Origin of the sequence: Streptomyces sp. NPDC085900, from assembly GCF_044540925.1 — a bacterium.
Taxonomy (GTDB): Bacteria; Actinomycetota; Actinomycetes; order Streptomycetales; family Streptomycetaceae; genus Streptomyces; species Streptomyces gilvifuscus.
The window spans coordinates 191,015-211,974 of record NZ_JBITSP010000014.1 but is presented as its reverse complement, the minus strand read 5'-3'; the positions used below and the strand labels follow the sequence as shown (position 1 = coordinate 211,974).

The following is a 20,960-nucleotide window of genomic DNA, read 5'->3' as shown; positions in this document are numbered from 1 at the left end:
GGTGTTCAGTGACCCATTCCCAGTCCGCCGTCAACGGGGATGACGGCTCCAGTGATGTACGAGGCGTCGTCCGAGGCGAGGAACCGCACCGTCGCGGCGACCTCCTCGGGCTGTGCGTAACGGCCGAGCGGCACCTGGGACACGATGTTCTCGCGCTGCTCGTCGGTGAGCGCCTTGGTCATGTCGGTGTCGACGAAGCCGGGCGCGACGACGTTGAAGGTGATGTTGCGCGAGCCCAGCTCACGGGCGAGGGAGCGCGCGAAGCCGATCAGGCCGGCCTTGGAGGCGGCGTAGTTGGCCTGGCCGGGGCCGCCGAACATGCCGACCACCGAGGAGATCAGGACCACGCGGCCCTTCTTGGCGCGCAGCATGCCGCGGTTGGCCCGCTTGACCACACGGAAGGTGCCGGTGAGGTTGGTGTCGAGGACGGACGTGAAGTCCTCCTCCGACATGCGCATCAGGAGCTGGTCCTTGGTGATGCCGGCGTTGGCGATCAGGACCTCGACGGGGCCGTGGGCCTCCTCGATCTCCTTGTAGGCCTGCTCCACCTGCTCGGTGTCGGTGATGTCGCACTTGACGGCCAGGAAGCCGGCCGGCGGCTCACCCGAACGGTATGTGATCGCGACCTTGTCGCCGGCATCGGCGAACGCGCGGGCGATGGCGAGGCCGATGCCCCGGTTGCCTCCGGTGACGAGAACCGAGCGGCTCAACGGATCACCCTTTCGATAGGGGTCTGACACATCCGCCCGAACACCTGGATGACAGGCGGCTTCCCTCGAAAACCTATCGGTCCGGGCCGTCCCGCGGACAATCGGGCACCGACAGTGGCTCGGGGGACTCGCTGTCGGGTCCCTACAGAAAGTGGCCGGGCACGCCCGCAAACGTGTGGTCGGCCACCCGGTCGCCGCGACATGATCGGGGCAACCGCCGGTCACTGTCATGTCAACAGGAAGAGACGCAGGTGCCTCATACCATCGACGAAGCCTTCACGGCACTCCCGCTACGTGCCCTCGCGGACGCCGCGCTCGCACGCGCACGTGCGCTGGGCGCCGAGCACGCGGACTTCCGCCTCGAACGGGTGCGCAGCGCCTCCTGGCGGCTGCGGGACGCCAAGCTCGCCGGGTCGTCGGACACCACCGACCTCGGGTACGCGGTGCGCGTCGTGCACGGCGGTACCTGGGGCTTCGCCTCGGGCGTCGACCTGACCCTGGACGCGGCGGCCAAGGTCGCCTCGCAGGCGGTGGCGATGGCGAAGCTCTCCGCCCAGGTGATCAAGGCCGCCGGTTCGGACGAGCGTGTGGAGCTCGCCGACGAGCCCGTGCACGCCGACAGGACGTGGGTGTCGTCGTACGAGATCGACCCGTTCGGCGTGCCCGACGAGGAGAAGTCGGCGCTGCTGGCCGACTGGAGCGCGCGACTGCTCGCGGCGAACGGCGTCAATCACGTCGACGCCTCCCTGCTCACCGTGCACGAGAACAAGTTCTACGCCGACACCGCCGGCACCGTGACGACCCAGCAGCGCGTCCGGCTGCACCCGTCCCTGACCGCCGTGTCGGTCGACGAGTCGAGCGGCGAGTTCGACTCGATGCGGACCATCGCGCCGCCGGTCGGACGGGGCTGGGAGTACCTGACCGGCACCGGCTGGGACTGGGAGAGCGAGCTCGAGCAGATCCCGGAGCTGCTCGCCGAGAAGATGCGGGCGCCGAGCGTCGAGGCGGGCCTGTACGACCTGGTCGTCGACCCGTCCAACCTGTGGCTGACCATCCACGAGTCCATCGGCCACGCCACCGAGCTGGACCGCGCGCTCGGCTACGAGGCCGCCTACGCCGGCACCTCCTTCGCCACCTTCGACCAGCTCGGCAAGCTCCGCTACGGCTCCGAGCTGATGAACGTCACCGGTGACCGCACCGCCGAGCACGGCCTCGCGACCGTCGGCTACGACGACGAGGGCGTCGAGGGCCAGTCCTGGGACCTGGTCAAGGACGGCACGCTCGTCGGCTACCAGCTCGACCGCCGCATCGCGAAGCTGACCGGCTTCGAGCGCTCCAACGGCTGCGCCTTCGCCGACTCCCCCGGGCATGTGCCCGTGCAGCGCATGGCCAACGTCTCGCTGCGGCCGGACCCGGCCGGAATGTCGACGGAGGACCTGATCGGCGGGGTCGACCGCGGGATCTACGTCGTCGGGGACCGGTCGTGGTCCATCGACATGCAGCGCTACAACTTCCAGTTCACCGGCCAGCGGTTCTTCCGGATCGAGAACGGGCGGATCACCGGGCAGCTGCGGGACGTCGCCTACCAGGCGACGACCACCGACTTCTGGGGCTCGATGGCCGCGGTGGGCGGCCCGCAGACCTACGTCCTGGGCGGCGCCTTCAACTGCGGCAAGGCCCAGCCGGGCCAGGTCGCCGCCGTGTCGCACGGCTGCCCCTCGGCGCTCTTCCGGGGCGTCAACATCCTCAACACCACGCAGGAGGCCGGCCGATGAGCGCCAGTGCAGGACTCGGCTGGGGGTCCGGGGGTCATCCCCCGGGAAAGCACATCCTCAACACCACCCAGGAGGCCGGCCGATGAGCGCCAGTGCAGGACTCGGCTGGGGGTCCGGGGGCTATCCCCCGGGAAAGCACAGTCTCAACACCACCCAGGAGGCCGGCCGATGAGCGCCCGCAGCAACAAGCCGCACGAGATCGTCGAGCGGGCGCTGGAGCTGTCCACCGCCGACGGCTGTGTCGTCATCGCCGACGAGCAGTCCACAGCGAACCTGCGCTGGGCGGGCAACGCGCTCACCACGAACGGTGTGACCCGGGGCCGTACGCTCACGGTGATCGCGACCGTCGACGGCAAGGAGGGCACGGCCTCCGGTGTCGTCTCGCGGTCGGCCGTCACCGTGGCGGAGCTGGAGCCCCTGGTGCGGGCCGCGGAGGCCGCGGCGCGGGCCGCGGGACCCGCCGAGGACGCGCAGCCGCTGGTCACGGACGTACCCGCCTCCCCCGACTTCACGGACGCGCCCGCGGAGACCGGCTCCGCCGTGTTCGCCGACTTCGCGCCGGCGCTGGGCGAGGCCTTCGCACGCGCGCGTGCCGGCGGCCGCGAACTGTACGGCTTCGCCAACCACGAACTCGTGACGAGCTACGTGGGTACGTCGACGGGGCTGCGCCTGCGCCACGACCAGCCCAACGGCACGCTGGAGATCAACGCCAAGTCGCCCGACCGCAGGCGCTCGGCGTGGGCCGGGCGGTCCACGCGGGACTTCAAGGACGTCGACCCGGCGGCGCTGGACGCCGAGCTCGCCGTACGCCTCGGCTGGGCGGAGCGGCGGATCGAGCTGCCCGCCGGACGGTACGAGACGCTGCTGCCGCCGACCGCGGTGGCCGACCTGCTGATCTACCAGCTGTGGTCGGCGTCGGGCCGGGACGCGGTCGAGGGGCGCACGGTGTTCTCGAAGCCCGGCGGCGGCACCCGCGTGGGCGACAGGCTCAGTGAGCTGCCGCTGACGCTGCGCAGCGACCCGAACGAACCCGGACTGGAGTCGGCGCCCTTCGTGATCGCCCACTCCTCCGGGGGCGACCAGTCGGTGTTCGACAACGGTCTGCCGCTCACGGCCACCGAGTGGGTGCGCGAGGGGGTGCTGCGGAACCTCGCCACCACCCGGCACAGCGCCGGTCTGACCGGGCTGCCGGTGGCTCCGGCCATCGACAACCTGATCCTGACCGGCGGCGAGGACCGCTCCCTGGAGGACATGGTCGCGAGCACCGAGCGCGGGCTGCTGCTGACCTGCCTGTGGTACATCCGCGAGGTCGACCCGGCCACCCTGCTGCTGACCGGCCTGACCAGGGACGGCGTCTACCTCGTGGAGAACGGCGAGGTGACCGGCGAGGTGAACAACTTCCGGTTCAACGAGTCCCCGGTGGACCTGCTGGGCCGGGCCACCGAGGCCGGGCGTACGGAAAAGACGCTGCCCAGGGAGTGGAGCGACTGGTTCACTAGGACCGCGATGCCCGCCCTCAGGGTGCCCGACTTCAACATGAGCTCTGTCAGTCAGGGCGTATAACCTCGTAGGCGGCTGTCGCTCGACTGCCCGAGGATCATCCAAGGAGATACGAGAACCGTGACGGACATCGTCGACGAACTGAAGTGGCGTGGGCTGATCGCCCTCTCCACTGACGAGGACGCATTGCGCAAGGCGTTCGCGGACGGTCCCGTCACGTTCTATTGCGGCTTCGACCCGACCGCGCCCAGCCTGCACCTCGGCAACCTCGTGCAGATCCTGACGATGCGCCGGATCCAGCAGGCGGGCAACCGTCCGCTGGGCCTGGTCGGGGGCGCCACGGGCCTGATCGGCGACCCGAAGCCGAACGCGGAGCGCACGCTGAACGCGCCCGAGGTCGTCGCCCAGTGGGTCGAGCGGCTGCGCGCGCAGATCGCGCCGCTGCTGGACTTCGAGGGCCCGAACGCGGCGGTCATGGTCAACAACCTGGACTGGACCCAGGGGATGTCGGCCATCGAGTTCCTGCGGGACGTAGGCAAGCACTTCCGCGTGAACAAGATGATCGGCAAGGAGGCCGTCGCCCGTCGGCTGGAGTCCCAGGAGGGCATCAGCTACACCGAGTTCAGCTACCAGATCCTGCAGGGCATGGACTTCCTGGAGCTGTACCGGCGCCACGGGTGCACGCTGCAGACCGGCGGCAGCGACCAGTGGGGCAACCTGACCTCGGGCACCGACCTGATCCACAAGGTCGAGCCCGACGCCGTGGTGCACGCGCTGGGCACTCCGCTGATCACCAAGGCGGACGGCACCAAGTTCGGCAAGACGGAGTCCGGCACGGTCTGGCTCGACCCCGAGATGACCACGCCGTACGCCTTCTACCAGTTCTGGCTGAACGCGGACGACCGGGATGTCTCCAAGTTCCTGCGGATCTTCAGCTTCCGGTCCCACGCGGAGATCGAGGAGCTGGAGCAGCAGACCGAGGAGCGCCCGCAGGCCCGTGCCGCCCAGCGTGCCCTCGCCGAGGAGCTGACGACCTTGGTGCACGGCGCCGACCAGACGGCCGCCGTCGTCGCCGCGTCGAAGGCGCTGTTCGGTCAGGGCGAGCTGGCGGAGCTGGATGAGAAGACGCTCGCCGCGTCCCTCGCCGAGCTGCCGCACGTCCAGGTCGCCGAGCTCGGCCCGGTCGTGGACCTGTTCGCCGAGGTCGGCCTGGTGGCCAGCAAGTCGGCCGCGCGGCGCACGGTCAAGGAGGGCGGCGCGTACGTGAACAACGTCAAGGTCGCCGGTGAGGACGCCGTCCCCGCCAAGGAGGACCTGATCCACGGCCGGTGGCTGGTGCTGCGCCGGGGCAAGAAGAACCTGGCGGCGGTCGAGGTCACGTCCGCCTAGGCCCACGTCGAAGGGGCGGGCTCCGTGGGAGCCCGCCCCTTCCGCGTGCTCAGGCGGTCTGTTTGCGCTTGCCCAGAGTCGCCATGTACAGCATGTCGACCACGAAGACGATGACGATCGCGGCCACGAGCTGGAAGGCGTGCCGGCTCCAGTCGATGCCCGGGGTAGATTCCACCCCGAACGCCCGCGCGATCGCGTTGCCGACGACGGCGCCGAGCATGCCGCAGATGGTGGTCAGCCAGAGGGGGCTGTGCTGCTTGCCCGGGATGATCGCCTTGGCGATCAGGCCGAGCACGAATCCCACGATGATCGCCCACAACCAGCCCATTGCTGCCTCCTTGTACGGCTCGACGCGAGCATTACGTAAAGCCTCGGCCCGTACGCCGTACGGCGCATGTCGGGTACGGCCATACGTGCTCCGCGCGAGGGCGTCCGCCCAGCGTGGAGGTGACCCGGTCTCGTAGGCGGCGCAGGCGCGGCGTAACGTGGATGCAGTCCGGACCCCCACCCCGGCCGGGGTGGACCGGGCACGGGGAGAGGCAAGGCCGATGCGGGCGGATGGTGGAATGTGATGCGGAAGCAGCACGGTGGCGGCAACGGCCAGGTGTTCCGGATCACCGGCGCCCGGACCGGCCTGCAGGAGGACGTGCGCGGCCGGCAGCGCCGGTACGTCATCTCCATGTCGATCCGTACGGTGTCGGTCATTCTCGCGGCGTCGCTGTGGAATGTCGAACGGCCCGTCGCGATCGTGGCGTTGGTGCTCGGCGCGGTCCTGCCGTACATCGCGGTGGTGGTCGCGAACGCCGGGCGGGAGAACGCGCCGACTCTGCCCTCGACGTTCGTGTCGGTGCCGATGCGCCCGATGATCGCGCCGTCGCGGACGAACGACGGTTTCGCGGAACCGGCTCCGGAAGATGTCGCGGCGGAGCCCGCGGCGGGCGTACGAAGCGAGCCGCGCGATCCGGCGTGACCCGCATCCGGGCGCGACAAACGGAAGGCGTCTTCGCGCCAAGCTCAAGAAAACCTCAGATCAATCATGTTGTTCAGGTGCCGGGCGACGGGTGACCCGTGACATACTTCGTAGGCGCTCCGCATCCCCCGTCGGAGCGACGGACCGACGCCGGGCAGCTCCCCCCGTGGCTGCTCGGCGTCGCCTTTGTTTACAGCGGTTGTGAGACATATCTGTGAGTGACACCCCCATCTGCTCCGCCAAGGGCTGTCGTGTCGACGCCGTCTGGGTGCTGGCGTGGAACAACCCGAAGATCCATACGCCGGAGCGGCGCAAGACATGGCTCGCCTGCGACGAGCACCGGGAACATCTGTCGAAGTTCCTCGGGGTGCGGGGGATGCTGAAGGATGTCGTGAGGTTCGAGGACTGGCAGGCCCCGGAGAACGGCTAGCCGCCGATGGCCGACATCGGCCGGTCCGGCTGGACGAAGGACGGGTCGTCCAGGCCCGCGCCCGCCTTCTTGCCCCACATGGCCAGCCGCCAGATGCGGGCGATCTCCTCGTCCGGGGAGCCGTCGCGCAGGGCGGTGCGCAGGTCCGTCTCCTCCTGGGCGAACAGGCAGGTGCGTATCTGGCCGTCGGCGGTGAGGCGGGTGCGGTCGCAGGCGGCGCAGAACGGGCGGGTCACCGAGGCGATGACGCCCACCCGGTGCGGTCCGCCGTCGACCAGCCAGCGCTCCGCCGGGGCCGAGCCGCGCTCGGCGGCACCCTCGGGGGTGAGGTCGAAGCGGGTGCGCAGGGAGGTCAGGATGTCGCCGGCCGTGACCATGCCCTCGCGCTTCCAGCCGTGCTGGGCGTCCAGGGGCATCTGCTCGATGAACCGCAGTTCGTAGTCGTGCTCGACGGCCCAGGCCAGCAGGTCGGGGGCCTCGTCGGCGTTCAGGTCCGGCATCAGGACCGTGTTGACCTTCACGGGGGTCAGGCCCGCCTCGCGGGCGGCCCGCAGGCCTTCGAGGACGTCCTTGTGGCGGTCCCGGCGGGTGAGGGCCTTGAAGACGTCAGGGCGCAGGGTGTCCAGGGAGACGTTGACCCGGTCCAGGCCCGCTTCCTTCAGGGCCTTGGCCGTGCGCCCCAGGCCGATGCCGTTGGTGGTCAGGGACATCTGGGGGCGGGGGTCCAGCCGCGCGACCCGCTCGACGATGCCGACCAGGCCGGGGCGCAGCAGGGGTTCTCCGCCGGTGAAGCGGATCTCCTTGATGCCCAGGGAGGTGACGGCGATGTCGATCAGGCGGACGATCTCGTCGTCCGTGAGCAGGTCGGGCTTGGCCAGCCACTGCAGGCCCTCCTCGGGCATGCAGTACGTGCAGCGGAGGTTGCACCGGTCGGTCAGCGAGACCCTCAGGTCGGTGGCCACTCGGCCGTAGGTGTCGATGAGCACGTGGGCCCCCTCCCTCGTAGCGGATCGTGCGGGTCGTCGTTTCCGTCACTTGCGAGCCTACGTGACGTCACTGACAACGACAGCGGCCCGGATCCCACGAGGTACGGCGCGGCCGCGTCGTAGGGATCTACGACGCGGCCGCTCAGGGGCGTACCGGGGTGTCAGTGGGCGCCGGTGCCGGTGAGTGAACGGACCTCCAGTTCGGCGTACTTGCCGGCGTCCGGCTCCTCCTTGGAGAGGTAGGTGCCGAGGACGCCGAGCAGGAACCCGACGGGGATCGAGATGATGCCCGGGTTCTCCAGCGGGAACCAGTGGAAGTCGACGTCCGGGAACATCGACGTCGGCTTGCCCGAGACGACCGGCGAGAACAGCACCAGGCCGACGGCGGTGACCAGGCCGCCGTAGATCGACCACAGGGCGCCGGAGGTGGTGAACCGCTTCCAGAAGAGGCTGTAGATGATCGTCGGGAGGTTGGCGGAGGCGGCGACCGCGAAGGCGAGGGCGACCAGGCCGGCGACGTTGAGGTCGCGGGCGAGGGCGCCCAGGACGATGGAGACGGCGCCGATGCCGACCGTGGCCCAGCGGGCCGCGCCGAGCTCCTGCTTCTCGGTGGCCGTGCCCTTCTTGATGACGTTGGCGTAGATGTCGTGGGCGAAGGACGAGGAGGAGGCCAGGGTGAGGCCCGCGACGACCGCGAGGATGGTGGCGAAGGCGACCGCCGAGATCGTGGCGAGCAGGATCGCGCCCCAGTTGGAGTCGACGCCGCCCAGGTGGAGGGCGAGGAGTGGCGCGGCGGTGTTGCCCGCCTTGTTGGAGGCGATGATCTCGTCCGGCTTGATCAGCGCGGCGGCGCCGAAGCCGAGGGCGAGGGTCATCAGGTAGAAGGCGCCGATCAGGCCGATCGCCCAGATCACGGACTTACGGGCGGCCTTGGCGGTCGGCACCGTGTAGAAGCGGATCAGGATGTGCGGCAGGCCGGCGGTGCCCAGGACCAGCGCGATGCCGAGGGAGATGAAGTCCAGCTTGGTGGTGCCCGTGGCGCCGTACTTCAGGCCGGGCTCCAGGAAGGCCGAGCCCTTGGCGCTGTTGTCGGCGGCCGAGCCGAGCAGGTCGGAGATGTTGAAGTGGAACTTCAGCAGCACCAGGAAGGTCAGCAGCAGGGCGCCGGCGATCAGCAGCACGGCCTTGACCATCTGCACCCAGGTGGTGCCCTTCATGCCGCCGATGGTGACGTAGACGATCATCAGGACGCCGACCAGGGCGACGATGCCGATCTTGCCGCCGTCGCTGGTGATGCCGAGCAGCAGGGAGACCAGGACGCCGGCGCCCGCCATCTGGGCCAGCAGGTAGAAGATCGACACGACGATGGTGGAGGTGCCGGCCGCCGTGCGGACGGGGCGCTGGCGCATCCGGTAGGCGAGGACGTCGCCCATGGTGTAGCGGCCGGAGTTGCGCAGCGGCTCGGCCACCAGGAGCAGGGCGACCAGCCAGGCGACCAGGAAGCCGATGGAGTACAGGAAGCCGTCGTAGCCGAACAGGGCGATGGCGCCCGCGATGCCGAGGAAGGACGCGGCGGACATGTAGTCGCCGGAGACGGCGAGGCCGTTCTGGAAGCCGGTGAACTGGCGGCCGCCCGCGTAGAAGTCGGCCGCGTCCTTGGTCTGGCGGCCGGCCCAGATGGTGATGACGAGGGTCGCGGCGACGAACACCGCGAACAGCGTGATGATCAGCGTCCGGTGCTGGCTCGCCTCGCCGGCCGCGATGAGGGTGTGCTGTGCGGGGCTCATGCGCCGCCCTCCATCCGGGACTTGATCGCCTCGGCCTTGGGGTCGAGCTCGGCGGCGGCGTGCCGCGAGTACCACCAGGCGATGAGGAACGTGGTCAGGAACTGGGCGAGGCCGAGGACGAGGGCCACGTTGACGTTGCCGAACAGCTTGGTGCCCATGAAGTCGCCCGCGTAGTTCGACAGCAGGACGTACAGCAGGTACCAGGCGATGAAGCCGACGGTCAGCGGGAAGGCGAACGAGCGGTAGGAGCGGCGTAGTTCACCGAATTCCGCGCTCTCCTGCTCCGCGACGAAGGCCTCGGTGGCAGGGAGTCGGGTCGGGGTCTTCGAGGGGGGCGGTGTCTCGGTGGCCACGTAGTCTCCTCGCGTTGCGGATGCGGTGGTCTCGGGGATAGGGGGCCGGTGTCCTGCTGCTCCCTGCTGAAGGTCACGGCGCCACGCGGGAGCGGGTTCAACTCACTTGACCGTTTTCCGAACTCGCCTTGGGCAACTCATTGCTGACCAGCGACTTCGGGAGATAGTTTTCGGCCTGGACCGCCCGTCATGTACCTGCCCGAGCACCACCTGTGTCTCGGGCGGTTTCGTTTCCGGATGATGTGGAGACCCCATGGTTCATCTGCGTTCCAGACGTCGGCTCGCGCTCGCGGTGCCGGTCGTGCTGTCGCTGACCGCCTCGCTCGGCTTCCTGCCGGCGGCGGCTCAGGCCGCTCCGCGCGCGGTGTCCGCCACCCAGGCGGCCGTCGGCACGGACACATATGCATACCTCGTCAACACGAAGACGGACCCCTACACGATCAAGTCGGTCAAGGCGGCGATCAAGGCGGCCGGCGGTTCGATCGTGGTGTCGTACGACAAGATCGGTGTCATCGTGGTCCATTCCACGGACCTCGACTTCGCGAAGAAGATACGCACCGTCCGCGGTGTGCAGTCCGCGGGTGCCTCGCGGACCTCGCCGGTGCAGGCGGCGGGGACCACGGACGAGGGCGCGGCGCAGTACCTGTCCGAGGTCGAGGCCGCGAAGGTCGAGAAGGGCTCGGCGGCCGGTGAGGAGCCGCTGGAGGCCGACCAGTGGGACCTCAGGGCGATCGGCGCCGACAAGGCCGCCGCGATCGACCCGGGCAGCAGGAAGGTGACGGTCGCCGTGATCGACGTGGGCGTCGACGACACCCACCCGGACCTCGCCCCGAACTTCTCCCCCTCGCAGTCCGCGAACTGCGTCAGCGGCAAGGCGGATACTACGTACGGCTCCTGGCGGCCGGTGGACGCCGAGCACTACCACGGCACGCACGTGGCGGGCGAGATCGCCGCGGCGCGCAACGGCATCGGCGTCGCGGGCGTCGCGCCCGGCGTGCGGGTCGCCGGCATCACGGTGGCCCAGCCGGACGAGAACCAGCTGTTCTTCCCCGAGAGCGTCGTGTGCGCGTTCGTGTTCGCCGCCGACCACGGTGTCGAAGTCACCAACAACAGCTACTACGTTGATCCATGGCAGTACAACTGCATGGACGACCCCGATCAGCGGGCCATCGTCGATTCGGTCAACAGGGCCCAGCTGTACGCACAGAGCAAGGGCACGCTCAATGTGGCCGCCGCGGGCAACGCCAACGACGACCTCGACTCGGACGCCCTCGTCGACGACGCCAGCCCCGACGACTCGACTCCGGTGACCCGGACGGTCGACCCGCACGAGTGCTTCGACGTGCCGACCCAGCTGCCGGGCGTCGTCACGGTCAGCGCGGTGGGCGTCAACGGCACCAAGTCGTACTACTCGAGCTACGGCTACGGGGTCGTGGACGTCGCGGCGCCCGGCGGCGACAAGTACCAGATCCCGGACACGCCGTCGAAGAACGGCCGCATCCTCTCCACAATGCCCAACGACCAGTACGGCTTCCTTCAGGGCACGTCGATGGCCACGCCGCACGTGGCCGGCGTCGCCGCGCTGCTGAAGTCGACGCATCCGCGGGCGACCCCGGCCCAGCTGCAGGCACTGCTCAAGGCGGAGGCCGTCAACCCGGGCTGCCCGAGCGACCCCTACGACGGGAACGGCGACGGCGTGGTGGACGCGACCTGTGTGGGCGGCAAGCGGGTCAACGGCTTCTACGGCTTCGGCGTCGTCGACGCGCTGCGCGCGGTGAAGTGACCTCTGCCGACCGACCGTCCACTCGCCCCGGGGGACGCCACCGTCCCCCGGGGCTCCCGCACGGCCCCTTCGTAACGCGAACGAACTGGAGACCCCGACACATGACAGCGCCTCACCCGCGCTCGCGCCGCGCGCTCGCCCTTTCGGTTGGGATGGCGATGGCGACGGCTCTCGCGTTCCTGCCGAACATCACCGCCGCGGCGGCGGAGGCCGCGCCGACGGCCGCGGCCAAGACCACGGCCGCTGACGCCACCTCGCTCAGCTACGTCGTCAACGTCCGCCCCGGGCACGGCCCTTCGGCGCGCGTGAAGAAGGCGATCGCAGAGGCCGGCGGCACCATCGTGACGTCGTACGACCAGATCGGCGTGATCGTCGTCCACTCGTCGAACGCCGACTTCGCCAAGATCCTGCGCGCCGTGCCCGGTGTGGAGTCGGCCGGCAACACCCGCAACGCGCCGCTGCCCGCCCAGTCGACGACCGACATGGGCACGCCCAAGGTGCTCTCCGCGCGGGAGGTCGCCGCCGCGCAGGCCGCCGACGGGCAGGATCCGCTCGAACCCCAGCAGTGGGACCTGGCCGCCATTAAGGCGGACAAGGCGCACGAGGTGTCGCTGGGCAGCCCGAAGGTGACGGTCGCCGTCATCGACACCGGCGTCGACGACACGCACCCGGACATCGCGCCCAACTTCGACCGCGGAGCGTCGGTCAACTGCGTGGCGGGCAAGCCGGACACGACGGACGGCGCCTGGCGGCCGAGCGCCTCGGAGAGCCCGCACGGCACTCACGTGGCGGGCGAGATCGCGGCCGCGAAGAACGGCGTCGGCATGACGGGCGTGGCGCCCGGGGTGAAGGTCGCCGGCATCAAGGTGGCCAACCCCGACGGCTACTTCTACACGGAGGCCGTGGTCTGCGGCTTCGTGTGGGCGGCCGAGCACGGCGTCGACGTGACGAACAACAGCTATTACACCGACCCGTGGTACTTCAACTGCACCGACGACCCGGACCAGAAGGCACTGGTCGACGCCGTCACCCGGGCCTCGCGGTACGCGGAGAAGCGGGGCGCCGTCAATGTCGCGGCGGCCGGCAACGAGAACTACGACCTCGCCGCCGACACGATCACGGACCCGGTGTCGCCGAACGACGGCACGCCCTCGGACCGGGTGATCGACCCCTCCAAGTGCTTCGACATACCGACCCAGTTGCCGGGTGTGGTGACGGTCGCGGCCACCGGCGCGAAGGGCCTGAAGTCGTCCTTCTCCAACTACGGCCTGGGCGTCATCGACGTCGCCGCGCCGGGCGGCGACTCGACCCGCTACCAGACCCCGGCCCCGCCGGCCACCAGCGGCCTGATCCTGGGCACACTGCCCGGCGGCAAGTGGGGCTACATGGCCGGTACGTCGATGGCCTCGCCGCATGTCGCGGCCGTCGCCGCATTGATCAAGTCAACGCATCCGCACGCCTCGCCGGCCCTGGTGAAGGCGCTGCTCTACGCGGAGGCCGACGCCACGTCGTGCACGGACCCCTACGACATCGACGGCGACGGCAAGGTCGACGCGGTGTGCGAGGGGACGAAGAACCGCAACGGCTTCTACGGCTGGGGCACCGTTGACGCGTTGGCCGCGGTGACCCACTGATCACCCGGTGACCACGTAAATATATTGATTCAGTCAATACTGCATAGTGCAGTCATGACTGCAATCAACTTCGCATGGTCCGAGCTGGGCGGCGATCCCGCCCTGCTCTCCAGGGTGTCGACCTCCGCACGGGAGGGCGCTCTCCAAGGGCGCCTTCCCGTACGGGAGCTGGCGCGGGCCTGTGTCGGTGCGTGTGCGCTGGCCGCAGCCGAGCTCGGCGCGCGGCGGGCCGGGCTCACGGACGTGCCCCGGGTGCGGGTCGACGACGGGGTGGTCGCCACCGCGTTCCACAGCGAGCGGCATCTGCAGGTCGACGGGCGGGCACCGGTCGTCTTCGCGCCGCTGTCGCGGTTCTGGCGGACCGCGGACGGGTGGGTGCGCACACACGCCAACTACCCCCACCACCGGGCCCGGCTGCTGGACGTGCTGGGCGTGCCCGAGGACGTGGCCGCGGTCGAGGCGGCGCTGGCGCGACGGTCCTCGCTGGAGGTCGAGGAGGCCGTGTACGAGGCCGGCGGCCTCGCGGTGGCGCTGCGGACACCGAAGGAGTGGGCCGCCCACGAGCAGGCCGCCGAGGTGGGCCGACGGCCCCTCGTCGAGCGCGGGCGGCTGGACTCCGCACCCGCGCGCGTGCTGCCGCCTCTCGACGGCCCCGCGCTGCTGCCCGCCGCCGGACTGCGCGTCCTGGACCTGACCCGGGTGCTCGCCGGACCGGTCGCCACGCGCACGCTCGCCCTGCTCGGCGCGGACGTCCTGCGCCTCGACCCCCCGCACCTGCCCGAACTGCCCGACCAGCACACGGACACGGGCTTCGGGAAGCGGTCGGCGCTGCTGGACCTGACGGCCGACCGGCGCGTGTTCGAGGAACTGCTCGCGCGCGCGGACGTCGTCGTCACCGGCTACCGGCCGGGCGCCCTGGACCGGTTCGGGCTGTCGCCCGAGGCGCTGGCCGAGCGGCGGCCGGGACTGGTCGTGGCGCAGGTGTCGGCGTGGGGCGCGTACGGGCCGTGGCGCGGGCGGCGGGGCTTCGACAGCCTGGTGCAGGTCGCCACCGGCATCGCCGCCCTGGAGGGCTCGGCGGGGCAGCCGGGCGCGCTGCCGGCGCAGGCCCTGGACCACGGGACGGGGTACCTGCTGGCGGCCGCGGTGCTGCGGGCGCTGACCGAGCAGTCGTACGAGGGCGGCGGCCGTTACGTGCGGCTGGCGCTGGCCCGGACGGCCGGGTGGCTCGTGGACGACGTCGAGGCGGACGGTCCCGGCGACACCCCGTACAACGGTCCGGGGCCCTGGCTGACCGAGACGGACAGCGCCCTGGGGCGACTGCGGCACGCCCTGCCGCCGGTGTCCTTCGACGGCGGTCCGGCCGACTGGGCGCGCCCGCCGGTGCCCTGGGGGTCCGGCCCCGCCCGTTGGGTCTGAGCCAAGGGACGGCCAAAAACGTCTCTACGGCCGGAATGGCGTACCGCCAGTTGTTTTACTGCAGTTGCCCTGTTCTGCGACGGCTGGTGAAGTTCTCGAGGTGACGTTGATACGACCCCCCGCCGGGGTGGCGGACGCGAGGGGGCCCGGACCGCGCGCCGGTGCCCGCCGGGCCGTCACCGTCCTCGTCCTGGTGGCACTGGCGGCGCTGATACCCCTGCTGGGCCCGTCCGCCGCCCTGCACGGCACCGGGGAGGCCGCCGCGCCCGGCGTCGGGGGCATCGCGCTGCTGCGGGCGGTGCTGTTCGCCGCGCTGTGCGTCCCGGTCGGCGAGGCGTTCGTGAACCGTCTGGCACGCTCCCTGCCCGGCGCCCCCGGGGAGGCGCCCCGCAGCTGGGCCCCCTTCACGGCGCCGGCCGGTTTCGTGGCCGCCCTGGGGCTGGCGTCGGTCGTGTCGACGGGCAACCTGGTGCCGCACGGCCTGGACCAGATCGACGTCGGCGGCCTGTACGACTCCCGGGACGGCAGGCTCGCCCTGGTCGAGGTCAACGCCTTCCTCGTGGCCGCCCTGTGCGCCCGCTCACGCCGTCCGGCCGCCCGGCTCTGGCCGGTGGCCGCGGTGATCGTGGCGGAGGCCCTGCGGGCGCACCCCACCACCGAGCACGCCCCGCTCCTCGGATCCGGGCTGACGCTGGTGCATCTGACGTGCGCGGCGCTGTGGGCGGGCGGTCTGCTGCACGTGCTGCGGACACTGCGCCGCTGGGGCCGCGCCGAGGCCGGCCCCGCCCTGCTCGGGCTCTACGCGCGCGTGGCGGCCGTACTGCTCGCCGCCATCACCGCGACGGGCGTGTGGAGTTCGCTGCGCCGCATGCCGTCGGCCACGGTCCTGGACCAGCTGACGACGACGGCCTACGGGCGCACCCTGCTCGCCAAGGTGCTCCTGGTGGCCGCCGTCGCGCTGCTCGCCGTGTGGGCGCGGCTGAGGCTGCGCCGCGCCGCCGACCCGCTCACCGCCTGCGCTCCCGCCCGCGCGGAGGTCGTCGCCCTGGGCGTGGTGGTCGTGGTGTCGGGGCTGCTGACGGCGCTGCCGCTGCCGATCCGCTGGGCGTGACGTTGATCCGTTGATCAACCGTTGGTGACGAGCACCTTGAGTGCGGTGCGCTCGTCCATCGCCTTGTAGCCGTCGGGCACGCCCTCGATGTCGACGGTCATGTCGAAGACGGGCGAGGGGTCCACGGTGCCGTCGAGGACGTCGGGCAGCAGTTGCGGGATGTATGCGCGCACGGGTGCGACTCCCCCGCGCAGCGCGATGTTCCGGTCGAACATGACGCCCAGGTCGAGACCGGTGCCGCTGCCGTGCGGCACCCCGACGAAGCCGATGGCGCCGCCGTCGCGGGTGATCTCGACCGCCGTGCGCATGGACTGCTCGGTGCCGACGGCCTCGACCACGGCGTGCGCGCCCTGGCCGCGGGTGAGTTCGCGCACCGCCTCGACGGCCGCCTCCCCTCGCTCGGCGACGACGTCGGTGGCGCCGAAGCGGCGGGCGATGTCCGTACGAACCCGGTGGCGGCCCAGGGCGATGATCCGTTCGGCGCCGAGCCGCTTGGCGGCGAGGACCGCGCACAGGCCGACGGCTCCGTCGCCGACGACGGCGACCGTGGCACCCGGCCGGACGCCCGCGCCGAGGGCCGCGTGGTGGCCGGTGCCCAGGACGTCGGAGAGGGTCAGCAGGGCCGACAGCAGGTGCTCGTCGGACGCGGCCTCCTTGGGCAGTCGTACGAGGGTGCCGTCGGCGAAGGGGACGCGGACCGCCTCGCCCTGGCCGCCGTCGTAGCCGACGGAGCCCCAGAAGCCGCCGTGCTCGCAGGAGGTGGTCAGGCCCTCCCGGCAGTAGTCGCAGACACCGTCGGACCACATGAACGGGGCGACCACGAGGTCACCCCGCCGGAAGCCGGAGACCTCGCTGCCCGTCTCCTCGACGACACCGAGGAACTCGTGCCCGATCCGTTGCCCCGGCTGTCGCGCGGCCTCGCCGCGGTACGCCCACAGGTCGCTGCCGCAGATGCAGGCGCGCAGCACCCGCACGACGGCGTCGGTGGGCAGCTGCACCACGGGCTCGGGAACGTCCTCCACGCGCATGTCGTACGGGGCGTGGATGGTGGTGGCGCGCATGGCGAGGATCCTTCTCGTGCGGTGTCGTGAGCGCGCTCAGGGGGTGGTCGAGCGCACTTCACGGTACGCCGTCGCCGGCCCGGGCCGCTCGTCGAGGGTGCCCTGGACCAGCAGGAACTGGGCGGCGGCGTAGGTGAGCATGATCCACAGGTCGGGTCGTGGCGGCTGCGGCCAGTCGGCGACGCCGGTCGCGATCAGGGTGTCGGAGAGCATGAAGAGCGCGCCGCCCAAGGCGGCCCGGGGGCCGAGCCGGGTGGCGGCGCCGTACGCCATGGCCGTGAGCAGGGTGCTGTAGCAGGCGACCGGGACGCGCAGGTCCGCCGGGAGATCCGGCCACAGCAGGGCGACCGTGGCGGCGAGGGCGACGGCGTAGACCGGGGCGAGGAGACGGCCACGCGCGTGTGGAGCGCCGTGGCGCAGGAAGAGCGCGATGTAGCAGACGTGCCCCGCCGCGAAGGAGGCCATCCCGGCGAGGAACGCCGGGTCGGCGTCGGACAGGAGCAGGATGTCGCCGCCCCAGCCGAACAGAAGGGCGGCGAGCAGGAGCCGGGGGGCGCCGCGCCCGCCTGCGTAGGCGGCCAGGAGCGGCATGAGGAGCGTCTTGGCGACGGCGTGGCCGGGCTCGAAGCCCGCGGCGAGGAAGACGAGGTCGGCGAGGGTGGCGACGCCGAAGAGGGCGAGCAGCCGGGCGGGCCAGGGGGTTTGGGTTTGGGGCTCGCCGGGGCGGGTCGCGTGGGGCGCGGGCGCGGCGGCGGCCGACTCGGCCCGGGACTCACCGATGCCGGGCGCGGCGGCCGTCGACCCGGCCTCGGGCACGCCGGTGCCGGGCGCTGCGGCCGTCGACCCGGCCTCGGGCACGCCGGTGCCGGGCGCGGTCGCAGCCGGCTCGGTCACGGACGGCGGCGGACCGCCCGTGCGCGACGCCCTTGTGCCTGCCCGGCGTTCGTCGTCCGGTCTCACGCGGCCGCGGTCCCCTCGGCCGGGGCCGGTTCGGCCACCGGGGCCGGCCGGGCGAGGCGGGCCGGCCGCCAGCCCGGACCCCGGAAGATCCGCCCGGCGCGCTCGCCCCAGCTTTCCGCCGCCCGCACGTCCCTGATGATCGCGGCGTACTCATGGGTCGCCACCTTGATCGGGTTGAACGTGTTGATGTTCTTGGTCAACCCGTAGACCGGCCGCTCGAGCTCCGGCACGAACGAGCCGTACAGCCGGTCCCAGACGATCAGGATGCCGCCGAAGTTGCGGTCCAGATAGCCGCCCTGGGAGGCGTGGTGGACGCGGTGGTGGGACGGGGTGTTGAGGAGGAACTCGAACCAGCGGGGCATCTTGTCGATGCGTTCGGTGTGGATCCAGAACTGGTAGACGAGGTTGGCCGAGGAGCAGAACGCGACGGCGGCCGGGTGCACGCCGGCGGCCACGAGGGGGACGTAGAACGGCCAGACCGTCCACGACGTCCAGGGCTGGCGCAGCGCGGTGGTGAGGTTGAACTTCTTGCTGGAGTGGTGGACGACGTGGCAGGCCCACAGGATGCGGATGACGTGGTGGCCGCGGTGCGACCAGTAGTAGAAGAAGTCCTGTGCGAGGAGCATCAGCGGGACGGTCCACCACAGCACCGGCACGCGCAGGGGCGTGAGTTCGTAGACCGCCGAGTAGATGGCGACGATCGGGATCTTCCACAGGAAGTCGAAGACGAGGCTGCCGAGTCCCATGCCGACACTCGTCGCGGCGTCCTTCGCCTCGTATCCCGCGGCGTCCTCGTCGGGATGGAGACGGACGCTGATCATCTCGACCACGGTGAGCAGTACGAAGGCGGGTATCGACCACAGCACGACATCGGGCAGGTCCGACATGTGGGCACCGTAGAACCGCTGGTCGCTGAGGGCTAGACGTTGTTACCCACAAGTATCACCCGGGGTACGCGCTTGCTCCTTGGTGATCTCCGCCAATGGACCCGGGGGCGCTCCGGTGCGTGCCTACACGCCGACCGCTCCGAGCAGGGCCCCCGCCGCGTAGGTGATCCCCATGGCCAGCGCCCCGCCCACCGTGTTCCGCAGCACCGCGCGTCCCGGCCCGGCCGCGCCCAGGCGCGCGCTGCTCCATCCGGTCAGGACGAGGGCCGCGAGCACCGACACCACGGTGACCCAGAGTCTCCAGCCCGCGGGCGGCAGCACGATCGCGAGCAGGGGCAGCAGCGCGCCGACCGTGAACGCCAGGAAGCTCGCCCACGCCGCGTGCCAGGGGTTGGTCAGCTCGTCGGGGTCGATACCGAGCTCCACGCGCGCGTGCGCCCTGAGCGCGTCACGTTCCGTCAGCTGCTCGGCCGCCTCCCGGGCGACGTCGTGGGACAGGCCGCGTTCCTGGAGCATCTGGGTCAGCTCCTCCAGCTCGGCCTCGGGCTGTTCCCGCAACTCCCGTTTCTCCAGCGCGAGGGCAGCCATCTCCGAGTCGCGCTGGGTGGACACGGAGACGTACTCGCCCGCGGCCATCGACATCGACCCGGCGAGCAGCCCCGCGAGTCCGGCGGTGAGCAGCGCGGAGCGGCTGTCGGTGGCACCGGCCACGCCGACGACGAGGCCGGCGGTGGAGACGATGCCGTCGTTCGCGCCGAGCACGGCCGCGCGCAGCCAGTTCAGCCGCTGTCCCAGTGCGCCCCCGTGGGCTTCGCCGCCGTGCGTTGGTTCGGTCACACGGGGAGGATGCCACCCGGACGCCGCCTGCACGCGTACCGACAGGGCGACGCCGCAGTGCCGTTCGGTGTTCTCCGACCCGGACTCCACCGGCCGGCGGTGGTACCCGCCTCCTCGACCGGCGGCATCAGCGACCCACGGCCTCCCAACCCCGGTCCGCGCCCACCTGGTTGTCCCGGAGCCGTACCGCACAGACCGTCAACCCCTGTGCGGGCGGCGCGCCTGCGACAGGTGCGCGAAGGGGCCATTGCCGCGAGATCGGACATTCCGTACGTGGAGCCCCTGTTGGAGGAGACTGTCAGTCGTGGCCCGTATCCTCAGGGACCATGCTCGAAGACCCCACGACCGCAGCTTCCTTCCCCACCGGGTGGCCGGCCGCGTATCCCCCTGGATACGCGGTCGTTGACGTGGAGACGACCGGCCTGGCCCGGGACGACCGGATAATCTCCGCGGCCGTCTACCGGCTGGACGCGCGCGGTGAGGTCGAGGACCACTGGTACACGCTGGTCAACCCGGAGCGGGACCCGGGCCCGGTGTGGATCCACGGTCTGACGAGCGAGGTGCTGGAGAGCGCCCCCCTTTTCACGGACATCGCCGAGGAGTTCGCGGCCCGCCTGGAGGGCCGGGTGCTCGTGGCGCACAACGCGGTCTTCGACTGGCAGATGATCGCGCGGGAGTACGCGCGCGCCCGGCGCGAGGCGCCGGTGCGGCAGCGGCTGTGCACCATCGCGCTGTCCAAGGAGCTGGGGCTGCCGCTGCCCAACCACAAGCTGGAGTCGCTGGCCGCCCACTTCGGCGTCGTGCAGCGGCGCGCGCACCACGCGCTGGACGACGCGCGCGTGCTCGCGGAGGCGTTCCGGCCGAGTCTGAGGGCCGCGGCGGCGGGCGGCGTACGGCTGCCGCTGCTGGAGTGCCGGCCGCTGACGGAGTTCACCGACCGGCCGGTGCCCCGCCAGGCGGGCGGCTACGGCGGTTACCGGCCGACGAGTTGGCGCCCCTCCCGCAAGAGGCCCGCGTGCCCCCATCCCAATCCAGGTCGCTACGAGGACGGCAAACCGCTCAAGCAGGGCATGCGGGTCGCCTTCTCCGGGGACACCTCCGTCGAGCGGGAGCTGCTGGAGGACCGCGCGGCCGAGGCCGGCCTGCATGTCGCCACCAGCCTGTCCCGGCTGACCAGCCTGCTGGTCACCAACGACCCCGACTCGGGCACGTCGAAAGTGGTCAAGGCCCGGCAGTACGGGACGCCGGTGGTGGACGAGGCGGCGTTCGGACAGCTGCTCAGGGACGTCGAACCGGCGGACGAGTGACCCGTACGGACGGGTGATTGCCGCGCGACTCGCCCGGCGCCCGCTCGCCCGCGCGGCGCCG

19 protein-coding genes are annotated in these 20,960 nt (G+C 71.3%); 10 read left to right on the top strand and 9 right to left on the bottom strand.

Going from position 1 to position 20,960, the window contains the following annotated elements; translation table 11 throughout:
* Positions 1–5: 5 nt before the first annotated feature.
* The gene (gene fabG / locus ACIGDI_RS37185) at positions 6–710 is read right to left on the bottom strand and encodes a 3-oxoacyl-[acyl-carrier-protein] reductase (RefSeq protein ID WP_399906360.1); all 705 of its coding nucleotides are present in this window, start codon (positions 708–710) and stop codon (positions 6–8) included.
* A gap of 251 nt (positions 711–961) precedes the next feature.
* Here fabG and ACIGDI_RS37180 point away from each other — a divergent pair, with 251 nt between their 5' ends.
* The 3 genes from ACIGDI_RS37180 to tyrS all read left to right on the top strand — a co-directional run bounded on the left by ACIGDI_RS37180 (position 962) and on the right by tyrS (position 5,374).
* Entirely contained in the window at positions 962–2,485 is a 1,524-nt protein-coding gene (locus ACIGDI_RS37180) for a TldD/PmbA family protein (protein WP_200700622.1), read from the top strand.
* A 168-nt stretch (positions 2,486–2,653) separates the two neighbouring features.
* Complete coding sequence (locus ACIGDI_RS37175) at positions 2,654–4,048, top strand: metallopeptidase TldD-related protein (protein ID WP_399906356.1); 1,395 nt, start codon at positions 2,654–2,656, stop codon at positions 4,046–4,048.
* Positions 4,049–4,105: 57 nt separating this feature from the next.
* Positions 4,106–5,374, top strand: a complete 1,269-nt coding sequence (gene tyrS / locus ACIGDI_RS37170; RefSeq protein ID WP_399906353.1) for a tyrosine--tRNA ligase — start codon at positions 4,106–4,108, stop codon at positions 5,372–5,374.
* Positions 5,375–5,423: 49 nt separating this feature from the next.
* Here the strand turns inward: tyrS and ACIGDI_RS37165 are convergent, their stop codons facing one another.
* Positions 5,424–5,702, bottom strand: a complete 279-nt coding sequence (locus ACIGDI_RS37165; RefSeq protein WP_200700625.1) for a GlsB/YeaQ/YmgE family stress response membrane protein — start codon at positions 5,700–5,702, stop codon at positions 5,424–5,426.
* A gap of 243 nt (positions 5,703–5,945) precedes the next feature.
* On the opposite strand from ACIGDI_RS37165, the gene ACIGDI_RS37160 reads away from it, so the two are divergent.
* Positions 5,946–6,344 (top strand): DUF3099 domain-containing protein, encoded by a 399-nt coding sequence (locus ACIGDI_RS37160; RefSeq protein ID WP_399906350.1) that lies wholly within the window; start codon positions 5,946–5,948, stop codon positions 6,342–6,344.
* 214 nt (positions 6,345–6,558) lie between these two features.
* The gene (locus ACIGDI_RS37155) at positions 6,559–6,774 is read left to right on the top strand and encodes a hypothetical protein (protein WP_399906347.1); all 216 of its coding nucleotides are present in this window, start codon (positions 6,559–6,561) and stop codon (positions 6,772–6,774) included.
* Here the strand turns inward: ACIGDI_RS37155 and moaA are convergent.
* The 3 genes from moaA to ACIGDI_RS37140 all read right to left on the bottom strand — a co-directional run bounded on the left by moaA (position 6,771) and on the right by ACIGDI_RS37140 (position 9,900).
* Entirely contained in the window at positions 6,771–7,760 is a 990-nt protein-coding gene (moaA, locus tag ACIGDI_RS37150; RefSeq protein WP_399906344.1) for a GTP 3',8-cyclase MoaA, read from the bottom strand. The genes ACIGDI_RS37155 and moaA overlap by 4 nt on opposite strands.
* Positions 7,761–7,921: 161 nt before the next feature.
* Positions 7,922–9,547, bottom strand: coding sequence for a cation acetate symporter (locus ACIGDI_RS37145; RefSeq protein WP_200700630.1), 1,626 nt, complete (start codon positions 9,545–9,547; stop codon positions 7,922–7,924).
* A complete protein-coding gene (locus tag ACIGDI_RS37140; RefSeq protein WP_272175470.1) occupies positions 9,544–9,900 on the bottom strand; it encodes a DUF485 domain-containing protein in 357 nt (118 codons plus the stop codon). Before ACIGDI_RS37140 ends, ACIGDI_RS37145 begins: the two co-directional genes overlap by 4 nt.
* A 253-nt stretch (positions 9,901–10,153) precedes the next feature.
* Between ACIGDI_RS37140 and ACIGDI_RS37135 the strand changes: the two genes are divergently transcribed.
* The 4 genes from ACIGDI_RS37135 (at position 10,154) to ACIGDI_RS37120 (ending at position 15,847) form a co-directional block, all read left to right on the top strand.
* The gene (locus ACIGDI_RS37135) at positions 10,154–11,683 is read left to right on the top strand and encodes a S8 family peptidase (RefSeq protein WP_399906340.1); all 1,530 of its coding nucleotides are present in this window, start codon (positions 10,154–10,156) and stop codon (positions 11,681–11,683) included.
* Positions 11,684–11,784: 101 nt separating this feature from the next.
* Complete coding sequence (locus ACIGDI_RS37130; protein ID WP_399906338.1) at positions 11,785–13,317, top strand: S8 family peptidase; 1,533 nt, start codon at positions 11,785–11,787, stop codon at positions 13,315–13,317.
* A 54-nt stretch (positions 13,318–13,371) separates the two neighbouring features.
* Positions 13,372–14,736, top strand: coding sequence for a CoA transferase (locus ACIGDI_RS37125; protein WP_399906335.1), 1,365 nt, complete (start codon positions 13,372–13,374; stop codon positions 14,734–14,736).
* Positions 14,737–14,836: 100 nt separating this feature from the next.
* Positions 14,837–15,847, top strand: coding sequence for a CopD family protein (locus ACIGDI_RS37120; protein ID WP_399906332.1), 1,011 nt, complete (start codon positions 14,837–14,839; stop codon positions 15,845–15,847).
* A gap of 14 nt (positions 15,848–15,861) precedes the next feature.
* Here the strand turns inward: ACIGDI_RS37120 and ACIGDI_RS37115 are convergent, their stop codons facing one another.
* From ACIGDI_RS37115 to ACIGDI_RS37100, 4 genes are all read right to left on the bottom strand, one after another.
* Complete coding sequence (locus ACIGDI_RS37115) at positions 15,862–16,908, bottom strand: zinc-dependent alcohol dehydrogenase family protein (protein WP_399906330.1); 1,047 nt, start codon at positions 16,906–16,908, stop codon at positions 15,862–15,864.
* Between the two features lie 36 nt (positions 16,909–16,944).
* Positions 16,945–17,592, bottom strand: a complete 648-nt coding sequence (locus ACIGDI_RS37110) for a lysoplasmalogenase (RefSeq protein ID WP_399906434.1) — start codon at positions 17,590–17,592, stop codon at positions 16,945–16,947.
* Between the two features lie 272 nt (positions 17,593–17,864).
* On the bottom strand, positions 17,865–18,755 hold the full coding sequence (locus tag ACIGDI_RS37105; RefSeq protein WP_399906327.1) for a sterol desaturase family protein: 891 nt from the start codon (positions 18,753–18,755) through the stop codon (positions 17,865–17,867).
* Positions 18,756–18,878: 123 nt separating this feature from the next.
* On the bottom strand, positions 18,879–19,592 hold the full coding sequence (locus ACIGDI_RS37100) for a VIT family protein (RefSeq protein WP_399906324.1): 714 nt from the start codon (positions 19,590–19,592) through the stop codon (positions 18,879–18,881).
* Between the two features lie 326 nt (positions 19,593–19,918).
* On the opposite strand from ACIGDI_RS37100, the gene ACIGDI_RS37095 reads away from it, so the two are divergent.
* Complete coding sequence (locus ACIGDI_RS37095) at positions 19,919–20,899, top strand: DEDDh family exonuclease (protein ID WP_399906321.1); 981 nt, start codon at positions 19,919–19,921, stop codon at positions 20,897–20,899.
* Positions 20,900–20,960 lie beyond the last annotated feature (61 nt).

What these genes read in the sequence shown, in the direction of transcription:
- ACIGDI_RS37175 (WP_399906356.1), top strand. Translation starts at nt 2,654, where the DNA reads ATGAGCGCCCGCAGCAACAAGCCGCACGAGATCGTCGAGCGGGCGCTG.
- ACIGDI_RS37165 (WP_200700625.1), bottom strand. Translation starts at nt 5,702, where the DNA reads ATGGGCTGGTTGTGGGCGATCATCGTGGGATTCGTGCTCGGCCTGATC.
- ACIGDI_RS37160 (WP_399906350.1), top strand. Translation starts at nt 5,946, where the DNA reads ATGCGGAAGCAGCACGGTGGCGGCAACGGCCAGGTGTTCCGGATCACC.
- ACIGDI_RS37145 (WP_200700630.1), bottom strand. Translation starts at nt 9,547, where the DNA reads ATGAGCCCCGCACAGCACACCCTCATCGCGGCCGGCGAGGCGAGCCAG.
- ACIGDI_RS37135 (WP_399906340.1), top strand. Translation starts at nt 10,154, where the DNA reads ATGGTTCATCTGCGTTCCAGACGTCGGCTCGCGCTCGCGGTGCCGGTC.
- ACIGDI_RS37130 (WP_399906338.1), top strand. Translation starts at nt 11,785, where the DNA reads ATGACAGCGCCTCACCCGCGCTCGCGCCGCGCGCTCGCCCTTTCGGTT.
- ACIGDI_RS37125 (WP_399906335.1), top strand. Translation starts at nt 13,372, where the DNA reads ATGACTGCAATCAACTTCGCATGGTCCGAGCTGGGCGGCGATCCCGCC.
- ACIGDI_RS37115 (WP_399906330.1), bottom strand. Translation starts at nt 16,908, where the DNA reads ATGCGCGCCACCACCATCCACGCCCCGTACGACATGCGCGTGGAGGAC.
- ACIGDI_RS37105 (WP_399906327.1), bottom strand. Translation starts at nt 18,755, where the DNA reads ATGTCGGACCTGCCCGATGTCGTGCTGTGGTCGATACCCGCCTTCGTA.
- ACIGDI_RS37095 (WP_399906321.1), top strand. Translation starts at nt 19,919, where the DNA reads ATGCTCGAAGACCCCACGACCGCAGCTTCCTTCCCCACCGGGTGGCCG.